The sequence below is a fragment of the Aeromonas sp. 19NY04SH05-1 genome, assembly GCF_040581895.1.
GTDB lineage: Bacteria > Pseudomonadota > Gammaproteobacteria > Enterobacterales > Aeromonadaceae > Aeromonas > Aeromonas enteropelogenes.
On sequence record NZ_CP095328.1, the window covers coordinates 4,551,788 to 4,565,993 of the forward strand.

Annotated in this window: 12 protein-coding genes; 8 read left to right on the plus strand and 4 right to left on the minus strand. The window is 61.3% G+C overall.

All coding sequences use genetic code 11. The features are described 5' to 3' along the window. Window positions 1-155: 155 nt before the first annotated feature. From gmk to MRK42_RS21110, 7 genes are all read left to right on the plus strand, one after another. Entirely contained in the window at window positions 156-782 is a 627-nt protein-coding gene (gene gmk / locus MRK42_RS21080; protein ID WP_124238291.1) for a guanylate kinase, read from the plus strand. 79 nt (window positions 783-861) lie between these two features. Beyond that, window positions 862-1,137, plus strand: a complete 276-nt coding sequence (rpoZ, locus tag MRK42_RS21085; RefSeq protein WP_026456240.1) for a DNA-directed RNA polymerase subunit omega — start codon at window positions 862-864, stop codon at window positions 1,135-1,137. Between the two features lie 131 nt (window positions 1,138-1,268). Next, window positions 1,269-3,386, plus strand: coding sequence for a bifunctional GTP diphosphokinase/guanosine-3',5'-bis pyrophosphate 3'-pyrophosphohydrolase (gene spoT / locus MRK42_RS21090; protein ID WP_042026803.1), 2,118 nt, complete (start codon window positions 1,269-1,271; stop codon window positions 3,384-3,386). 131 nt (window positions 3,387-3,517) lie between these two features. Next, a complete protein-coding gene (trmH, locus tag MRK42_RS21095; RefSeq protein WP_201942841.1) occupies window positions 3,518-4,249 on the plus strand; it encodes a tRNA (guanosine(18)-2'-O)-methyltransferase TrmH in 732 nt (243 codons plus the stop codon). Then, complete coding sequence (locus tag MRK42_RS21100) at window positions 4,249-4,911, plus strand: CatB-related O-acetyltransferase (RefSeq protein ID WP_042026806.1); 663 nt, start codon at window positions 4,249-4,251, stop codon at window positions 4,909-4,911. The genes trmH and MRK42_RS21100 overlap by 1 nt, the downstream gene beginning before the upstream one ends. Beyond that, window positions 4,908-5,948 (plus strand): alpha/beta fold hydrolase, encoded by a 1,041-nt coding sequence (locus tag MRK42_RS21105; RefSeq protein WP_042026808.1) that lies wholly within the window; start codon window positions 4,908-4,910, stop codon window positions 5,946-5,948. Before MRK42_RS21100 ends, MRK42_RS21105 begins: the two co-directional genes overlap by 4 nt. Window positions 5,949-6,038: 90 nt before the next feature. Further along, entirely contained in the window at window positions 6,039-6,851 is an 813-nt protein-coding gene (locus MRK42_RS21110) for a Cof-type HAD-IIB family hydrolase (protein WP_026455751.1), read from the plus strand. A gap of 48 nt (window positions 6,852-6,899) precedes the next feature. Here MRK42_RS21110 and MRK42_RS21115 read toward each other — a convergent pair whose 3' ends face one another. Beyond that, on the minus strand, window positions 6,900-7,214 hold the full coding sequence (locus tag MRK42_RS21115; RefSeq protein ID WP_026455752.1) for a hypothetical protein: 315 nt from the start codon (window positions 7,212-7,214) through the stop codon (window positions 6,900-6,902). A 210-nt stretch (window positions 7,215-7,424) separates the two neighbouring features. Between MRK42_RS21115 and MRK42_RS21120 the strand changes: the two genes are divergently transcribed. Next, the gene (locus tag MRK42_RS21120; RefSeq protein ID WP_354688662.1) at window positions 7,425-9,068 is read left to right on the plus strand and encodes a methyl-accepting chemotaxis protein; all 1,644 of its coding nucleotides are present in this window, start codon (window positions 7,425-7,427) and stop codon (window positions 9,066-9,068) included. Between the two features lie 4 nt (window positions 9,069-9,072). On the opposite strand, the gene MRK42_RS21125 is transcribed toward MRK42_RS21120, so the two are convergent. From MRK42_RS21125 to MRK42_RS21135, 3 genes are read right to left on the minus strand one after another with little or no spacing between them, the layout of a single operon-like run. Then, entirely contained in the window at window positions 9,073-10,350 is a 1,278-nt protein-coding gene (locus MRK42_RS21125) for a sigma-54 dependent transcriptional regulator (protein WP_026455754.1), read from the minus strand. Continuing rightward, a complete protein-coding gene (locus MRK42_RS21130) occupies window positions 10,334-12,787 on the minus strand; it encodes an ATP-binding protein (protein ID WP_354688663.1) in 2,454 nt (817 codons plus the stop codon). The genes MRK42_RS21125 and MRK42_RS21130 overlap by 17 nt, the downstream gene beginning before the upstream one ends. Then, window positions 12,784-14,043 carry an ABC transporter substrate-binding protein gene (locus MRK42_RS21135; RefSeq protein ID WP_354688664.1) on the minus strand — a complete coding sequence of 420 codons (1,260 nt, stop codon included), beginning with the start codon at window positions 14,041-14,043 and terminating at the stop codon, window positions 12,784-12,786. The genes MRK42_RS21130 and MRK42_RS21135 overlap by 4 nt, the downstream gene beginning before the upstream one ends. Window positions 14,044-14,206 lie beyond the last annotated feature (163 nt).

The following is a 14,206-nucleotide window of genomic DNA, read 5'->3' on the forward strand; positions in this document are numbered from 1 at the left end:
TTTTTTTATTCGCCACCTTCTGTTAAAATTCGCCGCCTTTACATCCCCCTGATTCTGAATTTTTCCGCGTTTTGCGTTGGGCTGTCTCCCTTTCGGGCACAAGACGGCGGCCTCTGCTACAACCAAAAACACGGTTATCGATTAAAGGTAATAACATGGCGCAACAAGGCACTCTCTACATCATCTCCTCCCCGAGCGGTGCGGGTAAATCCAGCCTGCTCAATGCCTTGCTGACTCACCATAACGCGGCTGGCAAGATGCAGCTGTCGGTCTCCCACACCACTCGTGCCACCCGCCCCGGTGAAGAAAATGGCGTTCACTACCATTTCGTCCCGGTGGAAGAGTTCAAGTCGCTGATCGAGCGCGGTGATTTTCTGGAGTGGGCCGAAGTGTTCGGCAACTACTACGGTACCTCTCGCGCCGCCATCGAGGCCTGCCTGGCCCAGGGCATCGACGTCTTCCTCGATATTGACTGGCAGGGTGCCCGCCAGATCCGTGAACTGATGCCGACCAAATCCATCTTCATCCTGCCTCCCAGCCGTGAAGAGCTGGAACGCCGCCTGATTGGCCGCGGCCAGGACAGCGCCGAGGTGATCAAGGGGCGGATGGAGAAAGCCATTGCCGAAATGGTGCACTATGACGAATATGACTATGTCATTATCAATGAAGACTTTGAGCTGGCACTGTTCCAGCTGAGGGCCATTATTGAGTGCCAACGGCTGGAAATGCGTCAGCAACAGCAGGCACAACAAAACTTGCTGCAACAGTTACTGGCAGAGTAAGCCAAAAACGAGTAAACTTTTGCGTCATTTTTAAACACCGCTTTTCTAAACACAGAAAGCCCACATACTGGAGTCCTGCATGGCACGCGTTACTGTAGAAGATGCTGTAAAACAGGTTGGTAACCGTTTTGACCTGGTGCTGGTCGCCGCACGCCGCGCCCGTCAAATCGCGGTTCAAGGCAAAGATCCCCTGGTTGAAGAAGAGAACGACAAGCCGACCGTGATCGCCCTGCGTGAGATCGAGCTGGGTCTGGTAAACAACCAGGTAATGGACACCCAGGACCGTTACGAGCAGCAAGAGCAGGAAGCCGCTGAGCTGGCTGCCGTTGCTGCCATCGCCGAAGGCCGCGGTTAAGTCATTCTTTCGGTTGGCACCCGCCCGGGTGCCGACTGTTCATCCCCATTTACAACCGCTCCAAAACCTCGCAAACTCAGGGCTATACCCTCGATTCCACGAATTGCCGTTTCACCGCAGCGGGGACTGTCTTGTATTTATTTGAAAATCTTAAAGAAATAGCCAGTTCCTACCTGCCGGCAGAGCAGGTCGAGAAGCTCAGGCAAGCCTATGTGGTGGCCCGTGATGCTCACCAGGGTCAGCTGCGTTCCAGTGGTGAACCCTATATCACCCACCCGGTCGCCGTGGCCCGCATTCTGGGCGACATGCGCCTCGATCATGAAACCCTGATGGCCGCCGTGCTGCACGACGTCATCGAAGATACCCCCGTTACCAAAGACGACCTGGCCGAGCAGTTTGGCGACGCCGTGGCCGAGCTGGTTTCCGGTGTCTCCAAGCTCGACAAGCTGAAATTTCGTGATCGCAAGGAAGCCCAGGCCGAAAACTTTCGCAAGATGGTGATGGCCATGACCCAGGATATCCGGGTCATCCTGATCAAGCTCGCCGACCGCACCCACAACATGCGTACCCTGGGTTCACTACGCCCCGACAAGCGCCGCCGCATCGCCCGCGAGACCCTCGAGATCTTCGCCCCCATCGCCAACCGCCTCGGTATTCACACCATGAAGAACGAGCTGGAAGAGCTGGGCTTTGAGGCGCTCTATCCCATGCGCTCTCGGGTGCTGCGCGAATCGGTGCGCCGTGCCCGTGGCAATCGCCGCGAGATCATCGACTCCATCCAGAGCGAAATCAGTGGCCGGTTGCGGGAGGCGGGTATCGAGGCCCAGGTGAGCGGCCGCGAGAAGAACCTCTTCTCCATCTACAACAAGATGGAAAAGAAGGAGCTGCAGTTTCATGAGGTAATGGATATCTACGCCTTCCGGGTCAAGGTGAAGGATATCGATACCTGCTACCGGGTACTTGGCCAGATGCACAGCCTCTACAAGCCGCGCCCCGGTCGCTTCAAGGATTACATCGCCATCCCCAAGACCAACGGCTACCAGTCCCTGCACACCTCCCTGGTGGGGCCGCACGGGGTGCCGGTGGAGGTGCAGATCCGCACCGAGTTCATGGACCAGATGGCCGACAAGGGGGTTGCCGCCCATTGGGCCTACAAGCAGGATGGCGACAGCTCGGGCACCACGGCCCAGATCCGCGCCCAGCGCTGGATGCAGAGCCTGCTTGAGCTGCAGCAGAGCGCCGGCAGCTCCTTTGAATTCATCGAGGGGGTCAAAACCGATCTCTTCCCGGACGAAATCTATGTCTTCACCCCGGAAGGGCGCATCATGGAGCTGCCCGCCGGCGCCACCCCGGTGGATTTCGCCTACACGGTACACACCGACATCGGCCACGCCTGCGTCGGCTCCCGGGTCGACCGCCATCCCTATCCCCTGAGCAGCCCGCTGCACTCGGGCCAGACGGTGGAAATTATCACGGCCCCCGGCGCCCGCCCGAACGCGGCCTGGCTCAACTTCGTGGTGACCACCAAGGCGCGCTCCAAGATCCGCCAGTTCCTCAAGAACCTGCGCACCGAAGAGTCGGTGGTGTTGGGCCGTCGCCTGCTCAACCATGCGCTGGGCGCCAAGAACATCGAAGACATCCCCGAGCCACGCATCAAGCAGGTGCTGGCCGATACCAAGCACGAGAACCTGCAGGGGCTGCTGGCCGACGTGGGTCTTGGCAACGCCATGAGCGTCATGGTGGCGCGCCGCATGCTGGGTGACGAACTGCCGCCGGAAGATCAACCCAAGTCCAGCAGCAAGAAGATGCCGATCAAGGGTGCCGACGGCATGCTGGTCACCTTCGCCAACTGCTGCCGCCCGATCCCCGGGGACGCCATCATCGCCCATATCAGCCCGGGCAAGGGGCTGGTGATCCACCAGGAAGCCTGCCGTAACATCAAGGGCTACAGCAAGGAACCGGACAAGTACCTGCCGGTCCAGTGGGAAGTGGACAAGGAGCAGGAACAGGAGTTCCGCACTGGCATCAGCATCGAGATCATCAACCATCAGGGTGCCCTGGCCGAGCTGGCCAACGTGATCGCCGCCACCGGCGCCAACATCCACGCCATCAGCACCGAAGAGAAGGATGGCCGGGTCTATCAGGTCAGCCTGCTCATCACCACCAAGAGCCGTATCCACCTGGCCAACATCATGCGCAAGATCCGCGTGATGCCCAACGTGCTCAAGGTGAGCCGACAGAAGAACTGAACACAGGCGGCGCAAGCCGCCTGCTGTTTTTACAGAGACAATGGAATGGCCCACTGCGCTGCCAGCGCGCCACCGGCATGCCAGCCCGATATGACCATCTGCAGCACCAGCCTCATCGCATAGAAACTGATATGACACCTGAACGCTTTAAACGGATTTCCGACATGCTGGCCCAGCGCCAACTCGATTTGACCGTCTGTATGGAAGAGGTGCACAAGCCTCACAATCTGGCCGCCATCGTGCGCACCGCCGATGCCATCGGCATCCATCGGGTACACGCCGTCTGGCCCAAGAGCTGGATCCATAAGCGCAAGGGCACCGCCCGCGGCAGCCAGAACTGGGTGGACGTGAAACTGCACCCGGACATCGACAGCGCAGTGGCCGAGCTCAAAGCCAGCGGCATGCAGATCCTGGCAACCCACCTCTCCGACAGCTCGGTGGACTTTCGCGCCATTGACTACACCAAACCCACCGCCATCCTGGTGGGCCAGGAGAAGCACGGCATCGGCGAAGAGGCGCTGGCCCTGGCCGATCACCATATCGTCATCCCCATGGTGGGCATGGTGCAGTCTCTCAACGTCTCGGTGGCGGCCGCCGCCATTCTCTACGAAGCCCAGCGCCAGCGCGAGCTGGCCGGCTGCTATCAACGCGGCTGCCCGCTCAGCCTGGAAGAGCAGAACAGCATACTGTTCGAGGGGGGTTACCCCGTCTATGCCCAGCTCTGCAAAGAGAAAGAGATGCCCTATCCCCAGCTCGGCCCGGCCGGCGAGATCCTGGCGGACGAGCGCTGGTGGCAGCAGATGCAGCTGACCCGCAAGGGGTGGGCTGCCCAGCAGGAAGAGGATGAATGGCAGGAGCAATGATGGAAAATCCATTCGGTAGCTGGCTGGAATCCCAAGTAATACGGGATCACCTGACCAATCCCAATATCGAGGCCGGGGAGTACAGCTACTACTCCGGCTACTACCACGGCAAATCATTCGAAGATCACTGTGTGCGCTACCTGCTCGGCGATGGGTCGACCCGCGCCACCTGGGAGAGCGGTATTTGGGGTGACGTAGATCGCCTCATCATCGGCAAGTTCTGCTCCATCGGCTCGGGGGCCACCTTCTTGCTGGCGGGCAACCAGGGTCATCGCATGGAGTGGGCCTCCACCTTCCCGTTCGATCCGGGCACCTTTGGTGAGGGGGTTCGCAACGGCTTCCAGCGCAAGGGCGACACCCGGGTTGGCAACGACGTCTGGATCGGCTCCGAGGCGATGATCATGCCGGGCATCACCATAGGGGATGGCGCCGTCATCGCCACCCGCGCCGTGGTCACCCGGGATGTTGCCCCCTACACCATAGTCGGCGGCAACCCGGCCCAGCCTATCCGCCGCCGCTTCGACGAGGAGCAGATCGCCATGCTGCAAGCCATGCAGTGGTGGGACTGGCCACTGCCCCGTTTGCAGGCCGCCATGCCCCTGATCTGCTCGAGCGACATAGCGGCGCTCTACCACCATTGGCGAGAGGAGCTTGCCCGATGACATATTTCTCTCTTCCCTTGCTGGCCCTGACCCTGTTTTCTGCCGGAGCCCTTGCCGTGAACAACCCCTATCAGCTGACCACTGAAGCCGACGTACCCACCCTCTATCAACAGACCCTGCCCGACTTCTGGCGCGAGCATGCGGTGGAAGGGGAGTTCAAGGGCAAGGACGGGATCAGCATCCGCTATGCGGCCCTGCGTCAGCTTAAGGTCGATCGCGCCATCCTCATCGTCAACGGCCGGGTAGAGAGCTACCTCAAGTATCAGGAGCTGGCCTGGGATCTGTGGCGCCAGGGCTACAGCCTCTACCTCATAGACCACCGCGGTCAGGGAATGTCGGATCGCATGCTGAGCGATCGGGAGAAGGGATATGTCGACCAGTTCGACGATTATGTGGTCGATCTCAAACAGTTTCATGATGAGGTGATCATGGCGGACAAGCCCGCCAAGCTGTTTCTGCTGGCCCACTCCATGGGCGGCGCCATCTCGGCCCGCTATCTGGAACGCTGGCCGGATGACATCAAGGCCGCCGTGCTCTCCTCCCCCATGATGGGCATCAACCTCGGCGGCCTGCCCAAGTGGCTGGCCAAGGGGCTGGCTGCCACCATGGGTACCGTCGGTGGCTGGTTTGGTGAGGCCCCTTACGGCCCGGGTCAGGGCCCCTATCAGGATCAAGGCTTCGCCGACAACGAGCTGACCCACAGCACGGCGCGCTATCAGGCCTTCCGCCAGATCTACGAGCAGCATCCCCAGGTCAAGCTGGGCGGGGCCACCGCCCACTGGATCCATCAGGGCATTACCGGGGCGGATGCGGCAATTGCCGATGCCGGCGCCATCAGGACGCCGCTGTTGCTGCTGCAGGCCGGTGAGGACAGCGTAGTGGACAACGCCGCCCAGGATGCCTTCTGCGCCATGGCCAACTGTGAAGGGGGCAAGCCGTTGCGTATCGAGGGCGCTTGGCACGAGCTCTTCATCGAGGCGGATCCCCAGCGTCAGGCCGCGCTCAATGCGACTCTGGCCTTCTTCGCGCGCTACTAAAACTGGTTATTTTTTGGATCCCAAAAGAAATGGGGTGACACACGACGCTGGGGTACACTGCGCCAGCGTTCAATAGATGGTGAGGTAATGATGTTCAAGGTAGTTGTATCCGATCTCGATGGCACCCTGCTCAACAAGCAGCACCAGATCTCCCCCCGCACCCGTGACACCCTGCACCGTCTGGTGGAACAGGGCGTGAAGTTCGTGGTGGCCACCGGCCGGCACCATGTGGATGTGCGCAGCATCCGCGATACCCTGGGGCTGGACATCTACCTCATCACCTCCAATGGCGCCGTCGTGCACGACAAGCAGGATCAGCTGGTCTACAACCAGGCGCTGCCGGATACGGTAGCGGCAGAGCTGATCGCGCTGGAGCGGGATCCCTCCATCCACCTCAATGTCTACTATGGCGACGAGTGGCTGGTGGAAGAGGAGCTGCCCTGGCTGCTGCAATTCCATCACGACTCCGGCTTCACCTACCGCCTGACCGATCTCGCCAGCCATCCCATGGACAAGATCAACAAGGTGTTCTACATCGGCGAGCACGAGAAGCTGCTGAAGATCGAGGCGCACCTGAACCAGCAATATGGTGATCGACTCAACGTCACCTTCTCCCTGCCGGATTGTCTCGAGGTGATGCACGCCGGGGTTCACAAGGGCAACGCCGTGCGCGCCGTGCTGGAACAGCACGGGCTGGAGATGTCCCAGGCCGTGGCCTTCGGCGATGGCATGAACGACTTCGAGATGCTGAGCATGGTGGGTCGCGGCGTGGTGATGGGCAACGCCCATGACCGTCTCAAGCTGGCACTGGCGAATCACGAGCAGACCCTGAGCTCCGATGAGGATGGCGTCGCCGTCTATCTGGAGCAGCTGTTCGCCCTCGAGAAGGTCAACGCGGCCTGATCCCTTAGCCATGGATGCCACACCGGGTGGTATCCATGGGCTCGCCTGTCAACGCTCGAAACTGTGACCGCACCCTTGGCAGCGGTATTGCCGGGAGATCTGGCGATCCAGGGTGCGGCCAAGCCACAACCCAGCTCCACCGCCGGTCGCCCCACCCAGCAGGGCGCCGCCCAGCGCACCGGCGATGGCGCCGAGAGGCACACCTATCCCCCCCAGAGCGGCCCCCATGCCGGCTCCCACCTTGGCGAAGCTGGCGGCACAGGCAAAGCCGCCTGCGGCGCCAAATCCCATGGCACAGGCCCGCCCCACCCGTTCATCCAATGCCTTATCAACCCCCTCTTTCAGACACCTCGGACATCTCATGATGCACCCCCCTGGCCGGCAGAATTGAATTCCCTGTTCATTCCCTGAACAGTTTCGCTCTAATTAACACTGACTGCACTCGATTATGTGCCGGTAATAACTCAATTTTTTCCTGATCCCACCCGATAGCGTGATCCTCGTCTGAACCCCTGGCACATCCGAAGCCCGATAATGGAACGTCATTCATCTCCCCTTGCGAGACTCACCGTCATGACACTTCTCAATCGCTTGTCCCTCACGATCAAAACCCGTCTTCCCGTGGTGATTGTGCTGACCATCATGTCCAGCGTGGTCGCCGTCGCCTACACCAGTTTCACCGAGCAGCAGCGGGTCAACCGCACCGTCGTCGAGCAGATACTGCCGGTGCAAAATTCACTGGAAGATGCCTATCGCGATCTCTATCAGGTCATTGCCGCAGGTCAGGGGCTCATCGTGGGTGGCCTCACCACCGACAACGTGGCGCACCAGAAGGCGGAGTTTCTTGATAATGGCAACAAGGCGAGAGACAGGATGAGCCAGGTGCAGACCCTGATCGATGCGGGCCTCATCGGCAAGCAGCACCAGGCCACGCTGGACCTGATGCTGGGAGAATTTGACGACTGGCTCGCCCACTATCAGGCCGTCTTTGCCGATCCCCACGAGAGCAGCCACCTGCTCTCCAGCCAGTTCCAGGCCTCGCAGCAGCAGTTCACTACCATCCGCCAGCAGCTCAACCAGCTCAAAGATGCCATCGAGCAGTCCCAGCAGGAGCTCAGACTGGAGGTTCAGGATTCGAGCCAGCACGCCCAGCAGGTTCTGAGCCTGGGCACCCTGATCGCCATTGCGCTGGCCCTGGCGCTCACCTGGGTTGTCACCCGACTCACCCTCAAGCCCCTCAACCAGATGCAACAGGCCCTTGAAGATATTGCCCAGGGCGAAGGTGATCTTACCCGTCGTATCACCATCACCTCCCGCGACGAGATTGGCACCCTCGGCGCCACCTTCAACCGCTTCATCGATCAGGTGCACAGGATCGTCAGCGACGTCAGCCAGACTGCCAGCACGGTGCAATCGGCATCACGCCAACTGTACTCCCTGATGGAGGGGATGGTGACCAACGCCGAGGAGCAGCAGCGCCAGAGCGATCAGATTGCCGCCGCCGTAGAGGAACAAAGTGCCACCAGCGCCCTCATGGTGGCGCACGCCAGCCAGACCGAGAACGCCTCGGCCGAGGCGGCCAGCCAGGTACAGAGCGCCACGACGGATCTGATGAATACGGTCACGGCGATGGAGGCACTGGCGCGGGACATTCACGTGTCGGAGCAGGGGATCCAGCGGCTGGAGCAGGATGTCGGGCACATCTCTTCCGTGCTGGAGGTGATCCGCGGCATCGCCGATCAGACCAACCTGCTGGCCCTCAACGCCGCCATCGAAGCGGCCCGGGCCGGAGAGCAGGGGCGCGGTTTCGCCGTGGTGGCCGACGAGGTGCGCACCCTGGCCAGCAAGACCCAGCACAGCACGGGTGAAATCCAGCAGATGATCGAGCGGTTGCAGCAGGGCAGCCAGGAGGCGGTGCAAAAGATGGGGGCCAGCAGCCACAGCGGCACCCAGGCTGTCGCCCAGGCCCACCAGACCCGGGAGAGCCTGGGTCAAATGACCCATGCGATCACCATCATCAACGAGATGAACGGCCAGATAAGGGACGCCGCCCATGAACAGAGCGGCGTCAGCACCGAAATCAACCACAACCTGAGCGTCGTCGCGGGCAATGGTCGCGCCATGCTGGAGAATCTGGAGAGCATTCGCCAGACCTGTGGCCAGCTGGAGTCTCAGAGCCGGCAACTGGCCACCCGGGTGCAGCAGTTCAAGCTCTGAGGGCTCAGCCGGCGGGCTTGAACTGATCCTTGTCGAGATTGTGCTTCTTCATGCGCAGATAGAGCTTCTTGCGCGGGATGCCGAGGTACTGGGCTGCCTCGGTCACCCGGCCGGAGAACAGGAACAGGGTATCCTCGATCACTCGCCGCTCAAACTCTTCCACCAGATCATCCAGCGGCTCCTTGGCATTGGCGAGCGGCATGGCCCGCTCTACCCCGGCCAGCTTGACGATGCCCACCGCATAGAGCTCGGCCACGTTGCGAAGCTCCCTCAGGTTGCCTGGCCACTGGTGACGCTTGAGGGTCTCCAGATAGGCGCGATCCACCGCCGGCACCGGCTTGCCAATCCGCTTGCATCCTTGGCGCAGGAAGGCGCGAAACAGGGGGATGATGTCACAGCTGCGCTCCACCAGGCGGGGCAGCTTGAGCCGCACCTGGGAGAGGAAGTAGTAGAGCTCGGGCATCAGTTGCTGCTGCTCCACCAGCCCTTCCGGTGACTCCTCGAACAGCGCTATGGTGCGCAGCGACTTGCCTCCTCTGCGCTCCTGCTCCAGCAGATGGTTGCCGAGCCAGCGCTGGCACTCGGCCGTCAGCCGGGCCGGCGATTGCAGTACCAGAGTCCCCTGTTCGGCCTGCGCCAGGCTCTCCTGCACTTCGGCCAGCGAGCTTGCCGACGCGCAGTCGTGCAGGTGGAAGGCCTGCTCCCTGCGGGCGCTGATCTTGTGCAGCAACAGCGCCAGGGTGTGGCGTCCCGAGCCGGCCGGCCCCTCCAGCATCAGATCTTTGTCGGTCTGCGCCAACTGGTTGATCTGGTTGCGGATGGCGACGATCTGTGGGCTGGTGCCGATCAGCTCGTCGTCGATCGTCTCCTGGATCTCGTTGCGCCGCGCCAGCACCTCGCTGCGCTGCTTGCAAGCCCGTTCCAGCAGCCCCAGCAGGGCCTGCGGGTTGAGCGGTTTCTCCAGGAAGTCGAATGCCCCCTGCTTCACCGCCTTCACCGCCAGGGGGATGTCGCCATGGCCGGTGATCATGATGACCGGGATCTCGGCATCTATCTCGTGAACCCGGGTCAACAGCTCCATGCCATTCATGGCGGGCATGTAAATATCGGAGACCACCACACCGGGCCACTGGCTGGCCAGCAGATCCAGCGCCTCGTGGGGGGAGGTGGTCGCCTTGGGCTGATAGCCGGAAAGCCTCAGCAGGTGACAATAAGACTCCAGCACGTCCTCATCGTCATCCACCAGCAACACGTTGGCCGGGCGGCTACGGGGTAACAACATCGACTGACTTCTCCTCATTCAAATACGCTTTGGATTCGGCGCCCTCCTGCGACCGGGCCGACGGGGGCTCGCCAAACTCCAGGATCACCATGGCCCCTCCCCCTAAGTCAGAGCCCAGCAAGATCCCGGCATCACAGCGGGCCAGCAGGGAGCGACAGATGGTCAGCCCCAGGCCCAGCCCCACCTCCTTGGAAGTGGTGAAGGGGGTAAACAGCCTGGGCAGTATGGCCTCGCCAAAACCGGCGCCGCTGTCGGCGATCCCGATCTTCAGCTGGCTGCCATTCTGCTCCAGCAGCAACAGACGGATTTCGCGGATATCCCGCCCGGCGATGGCATCCATGCCGTTGACCAGCAGATTGACCAACACCTGCTCCACCAGCACGGGATCGGCCTCGATCCAGAGCCCGGCGGGCAGCTCATTTTTCAGGGTACAACCCTCCCGCTTGGCCCGGGTCTCCAGTAGCAGGAGCGCCTGATCCGCCAGCTCCCCGAGATCGAGCCGAACCCGGGTCTCCTCGGTCGGCGACTTGCGGGCAAAGTTGCGCAAGGCATTGATGATGCGGCTCATGCGCTGGCCCAGCATTTCTATCTTGCCGAGATCCTTGTCCAGCAGCTGGAACTCTCCGGCCCCGAGGGCGGTACGGCTGGTGTAAAGATACGTCATCATGGCCGACAGGGGCTGGTTGAGCTCGTGAGCCAGGCTGGTCATCGCCTGCCCCACCACCGCCATCTTGGCCGCCTGGATCAGCTCATCCTGGGTCTGCAGCAGGTTGCGCTGGGCCTGCTGGCGCTGCACTACCTCCGCCGCCAGCAGGCGGTTGTTCTCGGTCAGCTCGCGGGTGCGCTCCTCCACCAGCTGGCCCAGCTCCCTGGCAGTCAGCTCCTGGCGGGTCACGTCCGTGACCGTGATGATGAAGCGATAGCCGCGTCCCTGCTCGAAGCGGCGCAGGTTGAAGTGCAGAAAACGCGGCTCGTCGTGGGGGCCGGTGGCGACGGTGCATTCACTGTGACCCAACCGGTGCAGCGGCTGATCAGGCTCAAACTGGCTGGCCAGCACGGCGCCAGCCTCCTCGGGGAAAACCTGCCACAACGGCAGATCCGGGCTGATGGTCGCCTGCCTGAACAGGGTCAAGGCGCTCGGGTTGACCGATTCTATGGTGCCGTCCGGATAACAGGTGATGAGGCAGGCCTGGGTGTTGTTGATGAGGTTCAGGGCGTTGGAGCGCTCCATCTGCTGCAATTGCTGGCAGAAGTGGCGCAGGTTCTCCCCCAGCTGGCCAATCTCATCCCGTCCGCTGGTCTGGATCGGCACATCCATCTTGCCAGCCGCCACCTGGGCCAGATCCTGGCCCAGCACATCGAGCCGCCCGATCAGCCGCCGCCCGATCAGCACCACCAGCACGAAGATGCTGAGCAGGATGGCGAGGGCCAGCACCACCAGGATCACCAGCTTGCCAGTCGCCACCATCTGGCTGCTGTTGTTGCCGAGCACGTGGAGAGAGCGGTTCGCCTCGCTCACCGTCTGGCTGACCTTCCGGTGATAACGCGAGACGGCATCATCCAGCTTGGGACGCAGGGCCATCAGTCGCTGATGGGTCAGGGCGTCGGCCTGCAACAGCCGGTGCAGCTGGCCATTCGGTTTCACCAGGGTGACTATGTCCTGCAGGATCTGGCGATAGCTGACGGTAGAGGGGTACTCGGCCAGCCGAGAGGTGAGTTCGTCCATCTCGTCGATCTTGTAGCCGATGAACAGAAAGGCACTCTCCAGATCCTGCTGGTAGCGCTGGTCGATCACCTCGTTGACCAGCGCCTGCAGCTCGTTCTCCTTGAAGGTGAGGTCCTGCAGGGCAGAAAACTCCTTGATGACATTGCCAAATTCGCTCATGTCGTCGGAACTGGTCACCATGCTGGTCAGGTGCCACTCCACCTCCTGCAGCAGGGGCGCCACGTCATCCACCAGATCCTGATGCAGCCAGTTGCTGCGCTTTTGTAGCTGCTGCAACGTCTCGGCATGGGCGATCTGTTGCTTCAGGTAGTTGGCATGATCCGCCACCAGGGCACTCAGCTCCTCGAACGCCTGTTGCTGGGAGAGCGCCTCGTCATCATCCTGCGACCCCAGCAGGTAGGCATTCTGGATATCCTGCAGTGTGGTGGAGACCGAGAGGGAGAGCCGCTTGTACTGCACCGGGTCCCGGGTATCCCGCAACTGCGCCAGCAGCAACAGCAGACGGGAACTGGCCCGCTCCAGCTGGTAGGCGCTGCCGATGGCGGGCAGGCTCTCCCTGACGATCTGGTTGACCTGCTGCCCCAGCCGATCCCACACCATGTAGGCCGCCATCCCCATGATCCCGGTCAGGGTCGTGATGGCCAGAAAGGCGAGGATCAGGCGCCGTCCCAGGCTGCTCGGCAGACGCAGGCTGCGCCCCAGGCGACTCATGGCTTGCTGGCCTGCTCGACCAGCCGCTGCGCTTCGTTCAGCCGCGCTTCCGTCGTCTGGCGCCACTGGTGCATCACGCGCTCGGCCTGTGGGTTGCTCTGATCCCGCTCGTACATGCCGTCAAACAGCGCCAGCAGCGCCGGATCCCTGGCCTCCTGCTCGCTCAGCGGCGGCGTGCTCGCCAGCACCTTCGCCTGCTCAACCAGCTTGATCCGTTCGGGATCGTTTCGGGTGTCCGCCCCGTTGATCCCCCGCCAGGTCATCTTCAGTTTGGGCAACTGCTGGGTGATGGTCTGTTCGAACAGGGCCTTGAGCAGACCCGCCCGCCGGTAAAGCAGCGCCTTGTCGGTCACGTAATGGGTCTGCCTGGCCAGCTCGGGCTGACTCAGGGTCGCCTTGGCCATGCCGGGGGTGCCGATGATCGCCTGCCCCTTGTCGGAGAGCAGGTACTGGATGAACAGGACACCGTTTTGCGGATTGTCCGTGCTGCGGGGCACCCCGAGGTAGGTCGGCAGGATCACCGAATCCGCCATGGTGCTGAAGCCGATGTGCTTGAAGAGTGCCTGGCTGTTGAGGGCATAGCTGTCGATCACCGGACCGGCTCCCGCCAGACCGCGGGCGATACCGTCACTCACTCCGAAGCTGCGCGCCGTGATGGCGGAGAGGTTGCTGCCAAGGCGCATCAGCAAGGCCCAGCCCCGATCCCAGCCATATTGTTGCAGTATGCTCTCCACCATCATGTGAGTGGTGCCGGACTGGGAGGGGGAACTCATCATGACATGACCCATGAACACCGGCGACGCCAGCTGCTGCCAGCTGCCGGGTTGTGGCAATTGATATTTGGCCAGATAGTGACGGTTATACATGATGCCGCTGCTGGAATATCCCACCACCGCCACCTTGTTGCTTAATCCCAGGGTATGGGGACTCAACCAATCCGGTGGAATGGTGGCCGTTGGCAAGGGAGCCAGTAAACCTTCTTTATCGAGGGTGTTAAAAAATGTCGGTGACGATGACATGATAATATCGACCGATGGCGCCTCTGCCTCCGTTAATAAGCGCAAAGAGGGGATAGTTCGCCGATAAATAACCTCGACCCGGATCCCGGGATATTGCTGAACGAATCCGTCTATCACCGATTTTACCGGCGTCTCCGAAAAAGAGGTGAGCACGGTCAGTGACCCGGCCTGAGGGGCGCCAAAGGGCAACAAAATAGCCACCAGACTCACAGGCAGCAGTCGAAAAAATAGAGACATGGGGGGCGTTCTGCTCACTATCAAAAACGGATTATGTGCGGTACATCTAATAATTGGTAGTTCACATTATTTTTATTAGAGAGGGGATGAGCCAATTCTGACTCATATCTCTCTGGTGATATGACTATTGTTATTCATCGCTTATCAATAGGACAGTCAGAAT

Coding starts and splice junctions, on each gene's coding strand:
- MRK42_RS21130 (WP_354688663.1), bottom strand. CDS start 12,787: ATGAGTCGCCTGGGGCGCAGCCTGCGTCTGCCGAGCAGCCTGGGACGG.
- MRK42_RS21120 (WP_354688662.1), top strand. CDS start 7,425: ATGACACTTCTCAATCGCTTGTCCCTCACGATCAAAACCCGTCTTCCC.
- gmk (WP_124238291.1), top strand. CDS start 156: ATGGCGCAACAAGGCACTCTCTACATCATCTCCTCCCCGAGCGGTGCG.
- MRK42_RS21100 (WP_042026806.1), top strand. CDS start 4,249: ATGGAAAATCCATTCGGTAGCTGGCTGGAATCCCAAGTAATACGGGAT.
- MRK42_RS21110 (WP_026455751.1), top strand. CDS start 6,039: ATGTTCAAGGTAGTTGTATCCGATCTCGATGGCACCCTGCTCAACAAG.
- MRK42_RS21115 (WP_026455752.1), bottom strand. CDS start 7,214: ATGAGATGTCCGAGGTGTCTGAAAGAGGGGGTTGATAAGGCATTGGAT.
- MRK42_RS21135 (WP_354688664.1), bottom strand. CDS start 14,043: ATGTCTCTATTTTTTCGACTGCTGCCTGTGAGTCTGGTGGCTATTTTG.
- trmH (WP_201942841.1), top strand. CDS start 3,518: ATGACACCTGAACGCTTTAAACGGATTTCCGACATGCTGGCCCAGCGC.
- MRK42_RS21105 (WP_042026808.1), top strand. CDS start 4,908: ATGACATATTTCTCTCTTCCCTTGCTGGCCCTGACCCTGTTTTCTGCC.
- rpoZ (WP_026456240.1), top strand. CDS start 862: ATGGCACGCGTTACTGTAGAAGATGCTGTAAAACAGGTTGGTAACCGT.
- MRK42_RS21125 (WP_026455754.1), bottom strand. CDS start 10,350: ATGTTGTTACCCCGTAGCCGCCCGGCCAACGTGTTGCTGGTGGATGAC.